Below are 16,140 nucleotides of genomic sequence, written 5' to 3'. Positions count from 1 at the left end.
ACAGTTCATTTCGACCATCCGCCCCTCACCGCTGTCAGTCGGGCGGCGTCACAGCTATAATCTGCCGCTTTCCTCTTTGCCAAGACTACCTGACCCATGACTGAGTCCGTTCTTGACTACATGACCCGCCTGGGTCGCGCTGCCCGTCAGGCCTCGCGGTTGATCGCCCGTGCGAGCACTGCGCAGAAGAATCGCGCGTTGTTGGCCGCCGCCGACGCTCTGGATGCTTCGCGCCCAGCGCTTACCGCCGCCAACGAACAGGACCTGGCCAACGGCCGCGCCAATGGCCTGGAACCGGCCCTGCTGGATCGCCTGGCGCTGACCCCGGCGCGTATCGACGACATGATCGAAGGTCTGCGTCAGGTAGCCAAGCTGCCTGACCCCATCGGTGAGATCCGCGATATGCGTTACCTGCCGTCCGGCATCCAGGTCGGCAAGATGCGCGTGCCCCTGGGCGTGATCGGCATCATCTATGAGTCGCGCCCGAACGTGACCATCGACGCCGCGAGCCTGTGCCTCAAGTCGGGCAATGCCACCATCCTGCGCGGCGGTTCCGAGGCCATCAACTCCAACCGTGCCATCGCTGCCTGCATTCAGCAGGGCCTGACCGTGGCCGAGTTGCCCGCCGAGGTGGTGCAAGTGGTGGAAACCACCGACCGCGCGGCGGTTGGCGCATTGATCACCATGCCGGAATTCGTCGACGTGATCGTGCCGCGCGGTGGCAAGAGCCTGATCGAGCGCGTCAGCCGCGACGCCAAGGTGCCGGTAATCAAGCACCTGGACGGCGTGTGCCACGTCTACATCGACATCGCCGCCGACCTCGACAAGGCCATCCGCATCGCCGACAACGCCAAGACCCACCGCTACGCGCCGTGCAATACCATGGAAACCCTGTTGGTGCACGCCGGCATCGCCGAGCGCGTGCTGCCGCCGCTGGCTGCCATTTATCGCGACAAGGGCGTGGAGCTGCGTGGTTGCGAGCGTACCCGTGCGTTGCTGGGCGCGGACGTGATCGAGGCGACCGAGCAGGACTGGTACACCGAGTACACGGCGCCGATCCTGTCGATCCGCATTGTCGACGACCTGGACCAGGCCATCGAGCACATCAATAAATACGGTTCCAAGCACACCGACGCCATTGTCTCCGAGCATTTCAGCGATGCCCGGCGTTTCCTCAATGAAGTGGACTCCGCTTCGGTGATGGTCAACGCCTCGACGCGCTTTGCCGATGGCTTCGAGTACGGTCTGGGGGCGGAAATCGGCATCTCCACCGATAAGCTCCATGCCCGTGGCCCGGTTGGCCTGGAAGGCCTGACCAGCGAGAAGTACGTGGTATTCGGCGACGGTCACGTGCGCACTTGATGGCTAAACGCATCGGGCTGCTCGGCGGTACTTTCGACCCCGTGCACATCGGCCATTTACGCAGTGCCCTGGAAGTCGCGGATGCCCTGGCCCTGGATGAATTGCGCCTGATGCCTAATTTCCGGCCGCCCCATCGCGATACGCCGCAGGTGTCAGCGCAGCAGCGCCTGGAAATGGTGCGCGTTGCCGTGGAGGGTATATCGCCGCTGGTGGTGGACGATCGCGAGCTCAAGCGCGATAAACCGTCCTACACTGTCGACACCCTGGAACTGATGCGCGCCGAGTTGGCCGCCGATGACCAGTTGTTTCTGCTTTTGGGCTGGGACGCATTTTGCGGCCTGCCCTCTTGGCACCGCTGGGAGGAACTCCTCCAGCATTGCCACATCCTGGTTCTGCAACGCCCGGATGCCGACAGCGAACCGCCGGATGCCTTGCGCAACCTGCTGGCTGCGCGGTCGGTAAGTGACCCCTTGGCCCTGACCGGGCCGAACGGGAATATTGCATTCGTCTGGCAGACCCCGCTTGCGGTGTCCGCCACCCAGATCCGTCAACTGCTGGCCAGCGGTAAGTCGGTACGTTTCCTGGTGCCTGACGCGGTCCTGGCCTACATCGATGCGCACGGACTTTACCGTGCGTCGAACTGAAAAGGCGCGCTTGTCGCTACGCACCGTCGTGCAGCGAGCGCCCGAACATACGAGCAAAACGAGTTTTATATGACGAACAAAGACGTAAGCAAAGTTAAGCGCAAAGGCACCTTCAAGAGCGCGCCGCTGCCGGTAGAAGCCCACGTTGGCCCGGAACTGGCTGGCGAAGAGCTGGTAAAAGTTGCCGTGGCTGCCCTGGAAGACGTGAAAGCCCAGGACATCCAGGTGCTCGACGTGCGCGACAAGCAGAGCATCACCGACTTCATGATCATCGCCACCGGTACCTCCAACCGCCAGATCGGCGCGATGCTGGACAAGGTTCGCGAAGCGGTCAAAGCCCAGGGCGTGAAGCCGCTGGGTGAAGAAGGCAAGGGCGACAGCGACTGGGTGCTGCTGGACATGGACGACGTGATCGTTCACATGATGACCTCCAACGCCCGCCAGTTCTATGATCTGGAGCGTCTGTGGAAAGGCGCCGAGCAGAGCCGTGCCGCCGATGGCAAGCACCACAGCCCGGAAGTGGGCCACGCGCACTTCGACAAGCTCAACAAAGACCAGGAATAAGGAACGGCTGTGCGCCTGCGTCTGATCGCTGTCGGTTCACGCATGCCCAAGTGGGTGGAAGAGGGCTGGCACGAGTACGCCAAGCGTCTGCCTGCCGAGCTGTCGCTGGAGCTGGTGGAAATACCGCTCAATACCCGGGGCAAGAATGCCGACGTGGCGCGCTTTATCCGTCAGGAAGGCGAAGCCATGTTGGCCAAGGTCGGGCCCAACGAGCGCATCGTTACGCTCGAAGTGCACGGCAAGCCCTGGAGCACCGAGCAGTTGGCGGTGGAGCTGGATCGCTGGCGCCTGGATTCGCGTACCGTCAACTTCATGGTCGGCGGCCCCGAAGGGCTGGCGCCGGAAGTCTGTGCGCGGGCCGATCAGCGCTGGTCGCTGTCGGCGCTCACGCTGCCGCACCCGTTGGTAAGGATTCTGATCGGTGAACAGCTGTATCGCGCCTGGACAGTTCTGTCCGGGCATCCTTATCACAAATAATCTGCGCCATTCCCGATGACCCAGCCGATCCGCATCAAGGACCACGAGAAAGACGCACGTCTGGTACGTGCGCGCGTGGTATTTGGCGCGATCATGGTGGTGGCGCTGATCGGGGTGCTGATCGCGCGCCTGTATTACCTGCAGGTCATCCAGTACGAATATCACTCCACCTTGTCGGAAAACAATCGGGTGCATGTGCAGCCGATCCCGCCGACCCGTGGGCTGATTTTCGACCGCAATGGCGTGGTGGTCGCGGATAACCGGCCCAGCTTCAGCCTGAGCATGACCCGCGAGCGTTCCGGCGACTGGCAACAGGTGCTCGATGTGATCGTCGAGGTGCTGCAGCTGACGCCGGAAGACCGAGTCATCTTCGAGAAGCGCATGAAGCAGGGGCGCCGGCCTTTCGAGCCGGTGCCGATTCTGTTCGAGCTGAACGAAGAGCAGATCGCACGGATCGCGGTGAACCAGTTCCGCTTGCCGGGCGTGGAGGTGGTGGCGCAGTTGGTGCGGCATTACCCTCAGGGGCCGCACTTTGCGCACTCGGTCGGTTATATGGGGCGCATCAACGAGAAAGAGCTGAAAACCCTCGACCCGGTCAATTACAGCGGCACCCATCACATTGGCAAAACCGGCATCGAGCGTTTCTACGAGCCCGAACTGCACGGCCAGGTGGGTTACGAAGAGGTCGAGACCAACGCCCGCGGCCGCGTGTTGCGCGTGCTCAAGCGCACTGATCCGTTGCCGGGCAAAGACATCGTGCTGAGCCTGGACATCAAGTTGCAGGAAGCCGCCGAAATGGCGCTGGGTGGCCGTCGCGGTGCGGTGGTGGCGCTGGACCCGAAGACCGGCGAAGTGCTGGCCATGGTCAGCCAGCCGAGTTTCGACCCCAACCTGTTCGTGACCGGCATCAGCTTCAGGGCCTATGCCGAGCTGCGCGATTCCATCGACCGGCCGCTGTTCAACCGCGTGTTGCGCGGCCTGTACCCGCCGGGTTCGACCATCAAGCCGGCGGTGGCGATTGCCGGCCTGGATTCGGGTGTGGTCACGGCGTCGAGTCGGGTCTATGACCCCGGCTACTACATGCTGCCCAACTACGATCACAAATACCGTAACTGGAACCGCACCGGTGACGGTTATGTCGACCTGGATACCGCGATCATGCGCTCCAACGACACCTATTTTTATGACCTGGCCCACAAGCTGGGTATTGATCGCCTGTCGGCCTACATGGGCAAGTTCGGCCTCGGTCAGAAAGTCTCCCTGGACATGTTCGAAGAGTCGCCAGGCCTGATGCCGTCGCGGGAGTGGAAGCGGGCGACGCGCCGCCAGGCGTGGTTCCCCGGCGAAACCCTGATCCTCGGCATTGGCCAGGGTTATATGCAGGCCACCCCGCTGCAACTGGCCCAGGCGACGGCGCTGGTGGCGAACAAGGGCATCTGGAATCGTCCGCACCTGGCTAGGACCATTGAGGGCGAGAAACCGCTGGATGAGAATCCGATCCCCGACATCGTGCTGCGCGACCCTTCCGACTGGAACAAGGTCAATCACGGTATGCAGCAGGTCATGCACGGCGCCCGTGGCACCGCACGCAAGGCGGCGATCGGTGCGCAGTACCGCATCGCCGGCAAGAGTGGTACCGCCCAGGTGGTCGCGATCAAGCAGGGTGAAAAGTACGACCGCTCCAAGGTTCAGGAACGCCACCGCGACCACGCCTTGTTTGTCGGTTTCGCCCCGGCAGATGACCCGAAAATCGTGGTGGCGGTGATGGTGGAGAATGGCGAGTCCGGCTCCGGCGTCGCGGCCCCGGTGGTGCGTCAAGTGATGGACGCCTGGCTGCTGACCGCCGACGGCAAGCTCAAGCCCGAATATGGCGGCCCCCCTTCAAGCCCCGAGGTTACGGCCCGTGAAGAGTAATTTTGACCGCATCCTCTCCAGTGAGGATGTGATGCGTCGCCGTGCGACGTTGCTGCAACGCATGCACATCGATGGCCCGCTGCTGGTGCTGCTGCTGATCTTGGCGGCGGGCAGCCTGTTCGTGCTGTATTCGGCCAGCGGCAAGAACTGGGACCTGCTGATCAAGCAAGCGTCTTCGTTCGGCCTGGGCCTGTTGTCGATGGTGGTGATCGCCCAGCTCGAGCCGCGCTTCATGGCGCGCTGGGTGCCGCTCGGTTATGTCGCCGGGGTTTTGCTGCTGGTGGTGGTGGACGTGATGGGCCACAACGCCATGGGTGCGACCCGCTGGATCAACATCCCAGGGGTGATTCGCTTCCAGCCGTCGGAATTCATGAAGATCCTCATGCCGGCCACCATTGCCTGGTACCTGTCCAAGCGCACGTTGCCGCCACAGCTCAAACATGTGGGGATCAGCCTGGTGCTGATCGGCGTGCCGTTCATTCTTATCGTGCGCCAGCCGGACCTCGGCACCTCGTTGCTGATCCTGGCGGGCGGCGCGTTCGTGCTGTTCATGGGTGGCTTGCGCTGGCGCTGGATTCTCAGCGTGCTGGCCGCCGCCGTGCCCGTGGCCGTGGCCATGTGGTTCTTCTTTATGCACGACTACCAGAAGCAACGGATCCTGACGTTCCTCGACCCGGAGAGCGACCCGCTGGGTACCGGCTGGAACATCATCCAGTCCAAGGCAGCGATCGGTTCCGGCGGCGTGTTCGGCAAGGGTTGGTTGCTGGGTACCCAGTCGCACCTGGACTTTTTGCCTGAAAGCCACACCGACTTCATTATTGCGGTGATGGGCGAAGAGTTCGGCCTGGTCGGCATTTGCGCGCTGCTGCTGATCTATTTGCTGTTGATCGGTCGCGGGCTGGTGATTACCGCGCAGGCGCAGACGCTGTTCGGCAAGTTGCTGGCCGGCAGCCTGACCATGACTTTTTTTGTTTATGTTTTCGTCAACATCGGTATGGTCAGTGGCCTGCTGCCGGTGGTAGGTGTGCCGTTGCCATTCATTAGCTACGGCGGAACTTCGCTGGTGACATTGCTGTCAGCGTTTGGGGTTTTGATGTCGATTCATACGCATCGCAAATGGATCGCACAGGTTTGAATAAGGTGAAGATGTCAATGCAAGTAATGCGCGGCTGGGCAACTCGGCATGCGTCCTGGATGGGCCTGATTGGGCTGCTGGGCGCAACGCAAGAGGTGCAGGCCGGTGACTACGATGGCTCACCTCAGGTCGCCGAATTTGTCGGTGAGATGACCCGCGACTACGGTTTCGCCGGTGAACAACTGATGGGCGTGTTTCGCGAGGCCCAGAAAAAGCAGGCGATCCTCGACGCCATCTCGCGCCCCGCCGAACGCGTGAAGCAGTGGAAGGAATATCGCCCGATGTTCCTCACCGACGCCCGTGTGGCGCGGGGCGTGGACTTCTGGCGCCAGCATGAGGCGATATTGGCCCGCGCCGAGCAGGAATACGGTGTGCCGGCCCAGGTCATCGTCGCGATCATCGGCATTGAAACCTTCTACGGGCGCAATACCGGCAGTTACCGGGTGATCGACGCGTTGTCGACCCTGGGCTTCGATTACCCGCCCCGCGCCGAGTTCTTCCGCAAGGAGCTGCGCGAATTCCTGCTGCTGGCCCGCGAAGAACAGGTCGACCCAATGACTCTCAAGGGCTCGTACGCCGGGGCGATGGGCTTGCCGCAGTTCATGCCGAGCAGCTTTCGCGCCTACGCGGTGGACTTTGACGGCGACGGGCATATCAATATCTGGAGCAACCCCGACGATGCCATCGGTAGCGTGGCCAGCTATTTCAAGCGTCACGGCTGGGTCGGCGGTGAACCGGTGGTCGTCCGCGCCGATGTGACGGGTGAACGCGCCGACGAAGGCCTGACCCAGGGTATCGACCCGGTGAAGACCGTCGGGGAGTTGCGAGCGCTGGGCTGGTCGAGTCAGAATGCGCCACGCGATGACATGCCGGTGACGGCGTTCCGCCTTGAAGGTGAAAATGGCCCGGAATACTGGATGGGCCTGAAGAATTTCTACGCAATCACGCGTTATAACCGCAGTGTGATGTACGCCATGGCCGTGCATCAGCTGTCAGACGAGCTGGTTCAAGCACGGGGCAACAAGTAATGCGGGTATCGCCGTTCAAAAAACCGCTCAAGCTGGTGGCGTTCGCCGCGTTGTCCCTGCTGATCGCCAGTTGCTCCACGACGCCGAGCCGAGCGCCGGCCAAGAAGGCCGGCGGCGCGGTGGTTCGCGCCCAGCCGGGCCTGGATATCAACCGTGCGCACAAAGATGGCGCGCCGTGGTGGGATGTGGATGTGTCGAAGATCCCCGATGCCACGCCCACCTTGCACTCCGGCCCTTACAAGGCCAACCCCTATACCGTGCTGGGCAAGAATTACTTCCCGCTGCAGGACTCCAAGACCTACGTGCAGTCCGGCACGGCGTCCTGGTACGGCACCAAGTTCCATGGCCAGAACACCGCCAACGGCGAAGTGTATGACCTGTACGGCATGAGCGCGGCCCACAAGACCCTGCCGCTGCCCAGCTACGTGCGCGTGACCAACCTGGACAACAACCGCACGGTGATCCTGCGGGTCAATGACCGTGGGCCGTTCTATTCGGACCGGATCATCGACTTGTCCTACGCCGCCGCAAAGAAACTCGGTTACGCCGAAATCGGTACCGCACGGGTCAAGGTCGAAGGCATCGACCCGGCGCAGTACTGGGCCCAGCGTGGCAAGCCGGCGCCGTTGATGCTCAACGAACCGCAAACCCCACAACCGCAAGTAACGGCGTCGACCGGCAAGATCGAACAATGGACGCCGCCGCCCGCGCAGCATGCGCCGGATACGGTCGTCGTACCCCGTGCCGCGCCCGGTGCCTCCACCGTGGGTGGGCAGTACCTGCAAGTGGGCGCTTTCGCCAACCCGGATGCGGCAGAACTGTTAAGGTCCAAGCTCAGCGGCATGGTCAGCGCGCCAGTGTTCATCAGCTCCATCGTGCGTAACCAGCAAACCCTGCACCGTGTGCGCATGGGGCCGATCGGCTCGCCGAGCGAGGTGGCGCAAGTGCAGAACAGCGTACGCCTGGCGAACCTGGGGCAACCCAGCGTAGTGACCGCAGAATAAGGCAATAAAGGACTGCAGGTTCAGGCGGGTGCCTGGGCCCTGGTTGTTGGCTCGTTGAACAATAAAAACCCAGGGGCAAGGGGTGAGCGGGCAACCGAACACGTGACAGTCTGGAAGCGGGCTGTCTGAATAGTTTTGCCCGCGAGGGCAAGTTTCCATAAGCAATTTCGAGAGACGGATGAACATCACCACCTTAGCCAAACGTACGTGCCTGCTTATCTCGCTGATCATTACCCCGGCCGCCTGGGCGGTTGAGATGGTGCCGGCTTCCCCGCAACTGGCCGCAAAGTCCTGGGTCCTCATGGATGCCGCCAGTGGCAACGTGCTGGTCGAAAACGGCGGTGACGTGCGCCTGCCTCCAGCCAGCCTGACCAAGCTGATGACCGCCTACATCGCGACCCTGGAAATCCGTCGCGGCCAGATCGGCGAAAACGACCCGGTGACCGTCAGCGAAAACGCCTGGCGTACCGGTGGTTCGCGGATGTTCATCAAGGTCGGCTCGCAAGTCACCGTCAGCGACCTGCTGCACGGCATCATCATCCAGTCCGGTAACGACGCCAGCGTCGCCTTGGCCGAGCACATCGCCGGCAGCGAAGACGCGTTCGCCGACATGATGAACAAGACGGCCGGCGACCTGGGCATGACCAACAGCCACTTCATGAACCCGACCGGCCTGCCGAATCCAGAGCATTATTCGTCGGCTCACGACATGGCGATCCTGGCCCGTGCGATCATCCGTGTTGACCCGGTGCACTACGCCATCTACTCCCAGAAAGAGTTCTTCTGGAACAACATCAAGCAGCCTAACCGCAACCTGTTGCTGTGGCGCGACAAGACCGTCGATGGCCTGAAAACCGGCCACACCGACGAAGCCGGCTACTGCATGGTGTCGTCCGCCGTACGTGATGGCCAGCGCCTGATCGCCGTGGTATTCGGCACCAACAGCGAGCAGGCCCGTGCGGCCGAGACGCAAAAGCTGCTGACTTACGGCTTCCGCTTCTTCGAAACCCAGACCTTCTACCAGAAGGGTACGGAGCTGGCGACCGCGCCGGTATGGAAGGGCGCAACCTCCCAGGTCAAGGCCGGCCTGGCTGATGACCTGACCCTGACCATGCCTAAAGGCCAGCTGAAAAAGCTCGCTGCCAGCATGACCATGAACCCGCAATTGGTTGCCCCAATCGCCAAGGGCGACGTGATCGGTAAAGTCGAAGTCAAACTGGACGACAAGGTGGTGCACAGCGCCGACCTGATCGCACTGGATGCCGTCGACGAAGGTGGTATCTTCCGCCGCGTGTGGGATAGCATCCGTCTATTCTTCTACGGCTTGTTCAACTGATTGTGTGCACCTGCAAAGCCCCGCGTTGATCCGACGCGGGGCTTTGCCGTCGCCACGGCTTACCGCTTACGAGGCCGTTACGCCATGACCGATACCGAAGTAAAGGCGCCAAAGATAGAATTTCCGGTGGTGGACTACCCCATCAAGATAATCAGCGATACCGGCGTAGGCCGCAAAGACTTGATCCTCGAGATTGTGCGCAAGCACGCGACGATCAATGATCAGCGTGTGGACGAGCGATCCAGCTCCACAGGCAAATACACCACGATCCAATTGCACATCGTTGCAATCGGTCAAGACCAGCTCTACGACATCAACAGCGAACTGCGGGCCACCGGCTTCGTGCACATGGTGTTGTGATGCCACAGGTCCTGGGCTTTCGCGAGCTCGGCCGGATGGCCTACGAGCCGGTCTGGCACGCCATGCAACGCTTCACCAATGAGCGCGGCAGCTCGGCAGCGGATGAAATCTGGCTGGTCGAACACCCACCGGTGTTCACCCAGGGCCAGGCCGGCAAGGCTGAGCACCTGCTGCTTCCGGGGGATATTCCGGTGGTGCAGGTCGACCGAGGGGGTCAAGTGACTTACCATGGGCCTGGCCAACTGGTCGCTTATCTGTTGCTGGATGTGCGCAAGCTGGGGTTTGGCGTGCGTGACCTGGTAAGCCGCATGGAAGCTTGCCTGATCGAGCTGTTGGCCAGTTACGGCGTGACCGCTGCGGCCAAGCCTGATGCACCGGGTGTGTATGTGGATGGCGCGAAAATCGCTTCCCTGGGTTTGCGCATTCGTCACGGGTGTTCCTTTCATGGCCTGGCCCTGAATGTGGACATGGACCTGGCCCCGTTCCGGCGCATCAACCCGTGCGGCTACGCTGGGCTTGCGATGACCCAGTTGAGCGACCATGCAACACCCATAGAATTTGCCGAGGTAAGTGCCCGGCTGCGCGCGCAGCTCGTCAAACACCTCGACTATGCTGAGCAGACGACCCTGACGGGCGGAATCGATTGATATGACTACTGATGTTGTGCAAACCATGATCCCGACGCTGGACGTTACCGAGCGTCCAGTCCCGGCCCCGCGTGCCAAGGTGGAAGCCGGCGTCAAGCTGCGCGGCGCCGAGAAGGTTGCACGCATCCCGGTCAAGATCATCCCGACCACCGAACTGCCGAAAAAGCCTGACTGGATTCGCGTGCGCATCCCGGTCTCGCCGGAAGTCGACCGTATCAAGGCCCTGCTGCGCAAACACAAGTTGCACAGCGTGTGCGAAGAGGCCTCTTGCCCAAACCTGGGCGAATGCTTCTCCGGCGGCACCGCCACCTTCATGATCATGGGTGACATCTGCACCCGTCGTTGCCCGTTCTGCGACGTGGGCCACGGCCGTCCGAAGCCCCTGGACGTCAACGAGCCGGAAAGCCTGGCTATCGCCATCGCCGACCTGAAACTCAAATATGTGGTGATCACCTCGGTCGACCGTGACGACTTGCGAGACGGCGGTGCTCAGCACTTTGCCGATTGCATCCGCGAAATCCGCAAACTGTCGCCGAACGTCATGCTTGAAACCCTGGTGCCCGACTACCGTGGCCGCATGGATGTAGCGCTGCAGATCACCGCCGCTGAGCCACCGGATGTGTTCAACCACAACCTGGAAACCGTTCCGCGCCTGTACAAGGCCGCGCGTCCGGGTTCGGATTACCAGTGGTCGCTCACCCTGCTGCAGAAGTTCAAGCAGATGATGCCGCACATTCCGACCAAATCCGGCTTGATGCTGGGCCTGGGCGAAACCGACGAAGAAGTCATCGAAGTCATGAAGCGCATGCGCGAGCACGACATCGATATGCTGACCCTGGGCCAGTACCTGCAACCGTCCCGTAGCCACCTGCCGGTGCAGCGTTTCGTGCACCCGGATACCTTCGCCTGGTTCGCCGAGGAAGGGTACAAGATGGGCTTCAAGAACGTAGCCTCCGGCCCGTTGGTGCGCTCTTCGTACCATGCTGACGAGCAGGCCAAGCTGGTCAAGGCGAGCCTGGTTTCCTAACAAAGAGTTTGGTAATGGAGATCTGCCCGCCACCGCAGATCCAATGTGGGAGGGGGCTTGCCCCCGATTGCGGTGTGACAGTCAATACACGAGTGACTGATACATCGCCATCGGGAGCAAGCCCCCTCCCACATTTCGTTATGCGTCATATTAAGGAGAATTGTGCATGACTAGCGCCGTACCTGCATTGCGCCTCGAAGGCACCATCGGCCTGATCGCTCCCGCCGGCCCTGCCGCGCTGGACGTTGAAAAAGCTGGGCAATGGATGCGCGCCCGTGGCTACGAACTGCGCATTTTCCCGGGTGTGTATGAGCGCGACGGCTACCTGGCCGGCAGTGATCAAGTGCGTCTCAACGACCTGCATGCTGCCTTCGCCGACCCCGAAATCGACGCCATTTTCTGCCTACGCGGCGGCTACGGCACGCCACGCTTGCTCGATGCGCTGGACTTCGACCTGTTGCGCGCGCACCCGAAGCCTTTCGTCGGCTACAGCGACATCACCGCCTTGCACCTGGCGATCAACCGCTACGCGGGCTTCGTCACCTTCCACGGGCCAATGCTCAATGCCGACTTGCTCGGTGGCAAGCAACCCCCCACCGAGTCATCGCTGTTCAGCCTGCTGCGTGGCCAGCTTGGCGCCGGCAGCCTGCTGACGCACCCGGTGGCCTACCCCTTGACCACCATTGAGCCTGGCATCGCCTGCGGGCGTTTGTTGGGCGGCAACCTCTCGATGATCGCGGCGGTGATGGGTACCGCCTACGACATTGACGCTGAAGGCATCATTCTGTTTATCGAGGACATCAACGAGCCGCTCTATCGCATCGACCGTCTGCTGACGCACCTGCGCCTGGCGGGCAAACTCGACCAGGTGGCGGGGGTATTGGTGGGGGATGTGGCCGGTGTGGATCAGGTGGGGCTGGAAAGACTGTTGAAACAGACCTTCGAACCGCTGTGCATTCCGGTGCTGTCCGGCTGGCGCAGCGGGCATTGTGATCCGAATCTGACGTTACCGATGGGGGCTTTGGTGCGTTTGGATGCGGGGGAGCAGCGGGTGGTGTTGGAGCAGGATGTAGTCTGTAAATGATCGTCGGTTCCTAAACCGCAATCGGGGGCAAGCCCCCTCCCACATTTTGAAATGCATTCCAAGTGTGGGAGGGGGCTTGCCCCCGATGGCGGTAGTTGCCTTGAGCACATCTATCGGCCCTGCAGTGACTCCAGCAGCTTCACCGTCGGATACCCATCCGCCGGCCAGCCCAGCGCTTGCTGCGCCGTTCGAATCGCCTTGCGTGTGTTGGCGCCGATGATCCCGTCGGCATTGCCTGCGTCGTAGCCCTTGGCGCTGAGCGCCGTCTGCAGGTCGATGCGTTGCGAGCGGCTCAGCGGTAGCTCATCCTTCGGCCAGCTCCCGCGAATCACACCACCGCCACCAAATCGCTCCGACAGCAGGCCAACGGCCAGTGCATAGGACGACGAGTTGTTGTACTTCAGGATCGCACGGAAGTTATCCAGAACCAGAAACGCCGGGCCACGGTAGCCGGCCGGCAACAGCAGGGCGGCGGACAGTTGGTCGACATTGGCTGGCAGGCTTGCGCCAAGCGGCAGCTGGATGCCCAGTTGCAGCCATTCGGCGACGGTCTTGCGGATGCCACCATCGGCCAGGGAGTAGTCGAAGCCCGTTGGCAGTGGCTGCACCTCAACGCCCCACGGCTGGCCTTTCTGCCAGCCGGAGCTTTGCAGGTAATGGGCAGTGGACGCGAGGGCGTCACCGGGGCTGTTCCAGATATCGCGGCGGCCGTCGCCGTCGAAATCCACGGCATGGGTGTTGTAGGTGGTGGGGATGAATTGGGTCTGGCCCATTGCGCCGGCCCAGGAACCTTTCATCTGGTCGGCCGCAATATCGCCGTGCTGGATGATCTGCAGCGCCGCCAGCAGTTGCGCCTGTGCGAACGCCGGGCGACGGCCCTCATAAGCCAGGGTCGCGAGGGAGCGAATCACCGAGTTATTGCCCTGGAACTGGCCGAAGTTGCTTTCCATGCCCCACACCGAGACCAGTGCCTGGCGATCGACGCCATACCGCTCTTCGATGCGCTGTAGGATATCGGCGTACTTGACCAGTAACGCCTGGCCATTACGCACGCGCAGCGGCGACAGCGCGCCGTCGAGGTATTCCCACACCGGCCGGGAAAACTCCGGCTGGCTGCGGTCGGCGCGAATCACCGCCATGTCCGGGCTGACGCCGGCGAAGGCATTATCGAAGACGTCGGCGGTGATTCCGGCTTGCAGGGCCTGCGCACGGAAACCGGCCTGCCATTCGGCGAAGGTCTGGGTCGGTTGGATGTTCAGGTTGTCTACCGCCAGCGGCGCAACGACGGCAGGCGCCACGGCCGGTACGGTCTTGAGCGTGGGCAGGGGTTGAGCGTCCGCGGCGGTGGGTTTTTCCGCGCAGGCGACAAGCAGAATGAGGCTGGAGGCAGCGATCAATTGGCGAAGGTGCCAACGACGGGAAAGACTAGAGGGCATGCACAGGTCCAGGGGGTTACAAATCCAGTGCAGACCTTATCATGCCAGAGGGGCGCTTGCCTTCAGGCAGCCAGAAAGTAAGAAGCCTCCCAGCTATTAGACTGGAAGGCTTCGCGGCGGTAGCTGCCTTTGCCCTTGCCGGCGCGTTCTTGACGGCTGCGGAACAGGGGCTGGGCGATGATGGATTTGGCCTTGTTCGGGCCATGCTTGGATGGCTTTTTGCTCATGATCTTTCTCTCGTTCGGGTGGGTGGAGCGGCGAAAATAATCTGCCTATATTGCGGCGCTGTAAAGCCTGAAAATTGTAAACACAAACAAAATGTGGGAGGGGGCTTGCTCCCGATGACGGAGTGTCAGTCACTGGATTTTTTGACTGTTACACCGCTATCGGGAGCAAGCCCCCTCCCACATTGGGTTTTTGGTGTTCTTGCGGGGGTTATTCGGCAGGCAATGCCAGGCGCTGGCCGGCCATCAGCAGTGACAAACGGCTCAGGCTCATCCACGGCGAACCGGCCGCCTGGCCTTTGATCTGTGCATCAATGCGCTGCGCTTCCAGCAACAGTTGCGCCCAGCGTTGCGCCGAGTGCCGTTGCAGGGCCTTGCTCATCAGGGGTTTGCGCTTGTCCCACACCGACGGTCGGGCTTGGCTGAAGCATTTGTCCAGGGGGGTGCCCTGGCTGTATTGCAAAGCGATGTTAGCCAGCACCCGCAGTTCCCGGGCCAGGGCCCAGAGAATCACCGGCGGTTCCACACCTTCGCCGCGCAGCCCTTCTAGCATGCGCAGGGCGTGGGCCGGTTCACCGTTGAGGATCGCGTCCACCAGCCCGAAGACATCGAACCGCGCACTGTCAGCCACCGCGCCCTGCACGGTTTCGACGGTAATCTGCCCATCTTCCGCCATCAGCTTGAGCTTTTCGATCTCTTGGGCGGCGGCCAGCAGGTTGCCCTCGACCCTGGCGGCGATCAGCTCGACGGCGTCTTGCGTGGCCGACAGCCCGGACTGTGACAGGCGCTGGCGAATCCATTGCGGCAGCTGGCTGCTGTCCACCGGCCAGATCTGGATGAACTGGGTCTGTGGGCCTTCCACCAGCGCCTTGCCCCATTTGGTTTTCTGCGCACTGCCGTCGAGCTTGGGCAGGCTGACCAGCAGCACCGTGTCTTCAGCAGGGCGCGCGCAATATTCCATCAACGCCGCCGCGCCCTTATCGCCCGGCTTGCCCGAGGGCAGGCGCAGCTCAAGCAGGCGTTTTTCAGCAAACAGCGACATGCTCGCGCCTGCCTGCAGCAGCGTGCCCCAGTCGAAACTGGCATCGGCACTGAACACCTGGCGTTCATCGAAACCTTGCTGGCGCGCCGCCGTGCGAATGGCGTCGGCCGCTTCCTGGCACAGCAACGGGTCATCGCCGCTGACAATATAGACAGGCGCGAGGCCACCTTGCAGGTGTTTGGCGAGTTGGGCGGGGGCGAGTTTCATAGGCAGGGCGAACGGGGCGCCAGGAGCGCCCCGTTTGGCTTACTCGACAGGGACTTCAACAGGCGACTGTTTCGGCGTGTTGTCTTCATACTCTTGCGCGGCTTTCAGCGCATCGGCGTCAGCCTTGGCCTTGTTGTCGGCGATTTGCTGCAGCTCCGCGAGTTTTTCCGGGGTCAGCAGTTGCAGGCGAGTCATCATGCGCTGGACCAGCTCACGACGCATTTCCTTGCGCACCTGAAGGGTCTCGGAGTCCGAACCCACCAGGTTGTTGCCGTCGTGGCTCACGACTTTCTGCACCTGGATCTTGTCACCCATCAGTGGCAAGTGATCGCGGCCTTGTACTTCGAAGTTGACGGTGGTGGTCAACTCGACATCCGACGCGCGGCCCGCACTGGCGTAGCTGATGTTGCGCTGGGTTTCGCGCTCATCAACCAGGTCCAGTTTGTAGGTGGCCCCGGTATAGACGCGCACACCGCTGTTTTCCAGGGCCTGGCGCAGCTGAATCACGGTCTCGCCGTAGGCATTGCGTGCGCTGACGTCGAGTTCCTTGAGCGACAATTCGTTGGTGCCGGTGCCGCGCAGCTGGAAGCCGCACGCGCTCAACAGAACGGCCAGGCCCATTACCAGCAGATTGCGTTTGATCATGTTT

Annotated in this window: 17 protein-coding genes; 13 read left to right on the top strand and 4 right to left on the bottom strand. The window is 62.0% G+C overall.

The window, feature by feature from the left end:
• Positions 1 to 96: 96 nt before the first annotated feature.
• From C4J86_RS23170 to C4J86_RS23110, 13 genes are all read left to right on the top strand, one after another.
• Complete coding sequence (locus C4J86_RS23170; RefSeq protein WP_124371977.1) at positions 97 to 1,362, top strand: glutamate-5-semialdehyde dehydrogenase; 1,266 nt, start codon at positions 97 to 99, stop codon at positions 1,360 to 1,362.
• Entirely contained in the window at positions 1,362 to 2,006 is a 645-nt protein-coding gene (gene nadD / locus C4J86_RS23165; RefSeq protein ID WP_124368480.1) for a nicotinate-nucleotide adenylyltransferase, read from the top strand. The genes C4J86_RS23170 and nadD overlap by 1 nt, the downstream gene beginning before the upstream one ends.
• A 69-nt stretch (positions 2,007 to 2,075) precedes the next feature.
• Positions 2,076 to 2,570 carry a ribosome silencing factor gene (rsfS, locus tag C4J86_RS23160; protein WP_003176298.1) on the top strand — a complete coding sequence of 165 codons (495 nt, stop codon included), beginning with the start codon at positions 2,076 to 2,078 and terminating at the stop codon, positions 2,568 to 2,570.
• A 9-nt stretch (positions 2,571 to 2,579) separates the two neighbouring features.
• Positions 2,580 to 3,047 (top strand): 23S rRNA (pseudouridine(1915)-N(3))-methyltransferase RlmH, encoded by a 468-nt coding sequence (gene rlmH, locus C4J86_RS23155; protein ID WP_003176297.1) that lies wholly within the window; start codon positions 2,580 to 2,582, stop codon positions 3,045 to 3,047.
• A gap of 15 nt (positions 3,048 to 3,062) precedes the next feature.
• A complete protein-coding gene (gene mrdA / locus C4J86_RS23150; protein WP_124371976.1) occupies positions 3,063 to 4,961 on the top strand; it encodes a penicillin-binding protein 2 in 1,899 nt (632 codons plus the stop codon).
• A 31-nt stretch (positions 4,962 to 4,992) separates the two neighbouring features.
• Positions 4,993 to 6,096 (top strand): rod shape-determining protein RodA, encoded by a 1,104-nt coding sequence (gene rodA / locus C4J86_RS23145; RefSeq protein ID WP_065952056.1) that lies wholly within the window; start codon positions 4,993 to 4,995, stop codon positions 6,094 to 6,096.
• Between the two features lie 17 nt (positions 6,097 to 6,113).
• Positions 6,114 to 7,124, top strand: coding sequence for a lytic murein transglycosylase B (gene mltB / locus C4J86_RS23140; RefSeq protein WP_124371975.1), 1,011 nt, complete (start codon positions 6,114 to 6,116; stop codon positions 7,122 to 7,124).
• On the top strand, positions 7,124 to 8,128 hold the full coding sequence (locus C4J86_RS23135) for a septal ring lytic transglycosylase RlpA family protein (protein ID WP_124371974.1): 1,005 nt from the start codon (positions 7,124 to 7,126) through the stop codon (positions 8,126 to 8,128). The genes mltB and C4J86_RS23135 overlap by 1 nt, the downstream gene beginning before the upstream one ends.
• 178 nt (positions 8,129 to 8,306) lie before the next feature.
• Entirely contained in the window at positions 8,307 to 9,464 is a 1,158-nt protein-coding gene (locus tag C4J86_RS23130) for a D-alanyl-D-alanine carboxypeptidase family protein (protein ID WP_124371973.1), read from the top strand.
• An 84-nt stretch (positions 9,465 to 9,548) separates the two neighbouring features.
• On the top strand, positions 9,549 to 9,824 hold the full coding sequence (locus C4J86_RS23125; protein WP_048724650.1) for a DUF493 domain-containing protein: 276 nt from the start codon (positions 9,549 to 9,551) through the stop codon (positions 9,822 to 9,824).
• Positions 9,824 to 10,471, top strand: a complete 648-nt coding sequence (gene lipB, locus C4J86_RS23120) for a lipoyl(octanoyl) transferase LipB (RefSeq protein ID WP_124368475.1) — start codon at positions 9,824 to 9,826, stop codon at positions 10,469 to 10,471. The genes C4J86_RS23125 and lipB overlap by 1 nt, the downstream gene beginning before the upstream one ends.
• Before the next feature lie 25 nt (positions 10,472 to 10,496).
• Complete coding sequence (lipA, locus tag C4J86_RS23115) at positions 10,497 to 11,498, top strand: lipoyl synthase (protein ID WP_164485302.1); 1,002 nt, start codon at positions 10,497 to 10,499, stop codon at positions 11,496 to 11,498.
• A gap of 166 nt (positions 11,499 to 11,664) precedes the next feature.
• Positions 11,665 to 12,582, top strand: a complete 918-nt coding sequence (locus C4J86_RS23110) for an LD-carboxypeptidase (RefSeq protein ID WP_124371971.1) — start codon at positions 11,665 to 11,667, stop codon at positions 12,580 to 12,582.
• 110 nt (positions 12,583 to 12,692) lie between these two features.
• On the opposite strand, the gene C4J86_RS23105 is transcribed toward C4J86_RS23110, so the two are convergent.
• The 4 genes from C4J86_RS23105 to lptE form a co-directional block, all read right to left on the bottom strand.
• Entirely contained in the window at positions 12,693 to 14,018 is a 1,326-nt protein-coding gene (locus C4J86_RS23105) for a lytic murein transglycosylase (protein ID WP_124371970.1), read from the bottom strand.
• Positions 14,019 to 14,080: 62 nt separating this feature from the next.
• The gene (gene arfA / locus C4J86_RS23100; RefSeq protein WP_003176285.1) at positions 14,081 to 14,245 is read right to left on the bottom strand and encodes an alternative ribosome rescue factor ArfA; all 165 of its coding nucleotides are present in this window, start codon (positions 14,243 to 14,245) and stop codon (positions 14,081 to 14,083) included.
• Between the two features lie 208 nt (positions 14,246 to 14,453).
• On the bottom strand, positions 14,454 to 15,491 hold the full coding sequence (holA, locus tag C4J86_RS23095; protein ID WP_124371969.1) for a DNA polymerase III subunit delta: 1,038 nt from the start codon (positions 15,489 to 15,491) through the stop codon (positions 14,454 to 14,456).
• Between the two features lie 39 nt (positions 15,492 to 15,530).
• Positions 15,531 to 16,136, bottom strand: coding sequence for an LPS assembly lipoprotein LptE (lptE, locus tag C4J86_RS23090; protein ID WP_124371968.1), 606 nt, complete (start codon positions 16,134 to 16,136; stop codon positions 15,531 to 15,533).
• Positions 16,137 to 16,140: the final 4 nt, after the last annotated feature.

Origin of the sequence: Pseudomonas sp. R2-7-07, from assembly GCF_003852355.1 — a bacterium.
Taxonomy (GTDB): Bacteria; Pseudomonadota; Gammaproteobacteria; order Pseudomonadales; family Pseudomonadaceae; genus Aquipseudomonas.
The sequence above is the reverse complement of the archived record's forward strand: the minus strand, read 5'-3'. Positions and strand labels throughout refer to the sequence as shown.

Bases quoted from the DNA above. Each gene is read 5' to 3' on its own strand.
- mltB (WP_124371975.1), top strand. From the start codon at position 6,114: ATGCAAGTAATGCGCGGCTGGGCAACTCGGCATGCGTCCTGGATGGGC.
- mrdA (WP_124371976.1), top strand. From the start codon at position 3,063: ATGACCCAGCCGATCCGCATCAAGGACCACGAGAAAGACGCACGTCTG.
- C4J86_RS23125 (WP_048724650.1), top strand. From the start codon at position 9,549: ATGACCGATACCGAAGTAAAGGCGCCAAAGATAGAATTTCCGGTGGTG.
- C4J86_RS23105 (WP_124371970.1), bottom strand. From the start codon at position 14,018: ATGCCCTCTAGTCTTTCCCGTCGTTGGCACCTTCGCCAATTGATCGCT.
- nadD (WP_124368480.1), top strand. From the start codon at position 1,362: ATGGCTAAACGCATCGGGCTGCTCGGCGGTACTTTCGACCCCGTGCAC.
- rsfS (WP_003176298.1), top strand. From the start codon at position 2,076: ATGACGAACAAAGACGTAAGCAAAGTTAAGCGCAAAGGCACCTTCAAG.
- C4J86_RS23135 (WP_124371974.1), top strand. From the start codon at position 7,124: ATGCGGGTATCGCCGTTCAAAAAACCGCTCAAGCTGGTGGCGTTCGCC.
- lipA (WP_164485302.1), top strand. From the start codon at position 10,497: ATGATCCCGACGCTGGACGTTACCGAGCGTCCAGTCCCGGCCCCGCGT.
- rodA (WP_065952056.1), top strand. From the start codon at position 4,993: ATGCGTCGCCGTGCGACGTTGCTGCAACGCATGCACATCGATGGCCCG.
- holA (WP_124371969.1), bottom strand. From the start codon at position 15,491: ATGAAACTCGCCCCCGCCCAACTCGCCAAACACCTGCAAGGTGGCCTC.
- C4J86_RS23110 (WP_124371971.1), top strand. From the start codon at position 11,665: ATGACTAGCGCCGTACCTGCATTGCGCCTCGAAGGCACCATCGGCCTG.
- C4J86_RS23170 (WP_124371977.1), top strand. From the start codon at position 97: ATGACTGAGTCCGTTCTTGACTACATGACCCGCCTGGGTCGCGCTGCC.
- lptE (WP_124371968.1), bottom strand. From the start codon at position 16,136: ATGATCAAACGCAATCTGCTGGTAATGGGCCTGGCCGTTCTGTTGAGC.
- C4J86_RS23130 (WP_124371973.1), top strand. From the start codon at position 8,307: ATGAACATCACCACCTTAGCCAAACGTACGTGCCTGCTTATCTCGCTG.
- lipB (WP_124368475.1), top strand. From the start codon at position 9,824: ATGCCACAGGTCCTGGGCTTTCGCGAGCTCGGCCGGATGGCCTACGAG.
- arfA (WP_003176285.1), bottom strand. From the start codon at position 14,245: ATGAGCAAAAAGCCATCCAAGCATGGCCCGAACAAGGCCAAATCCATC.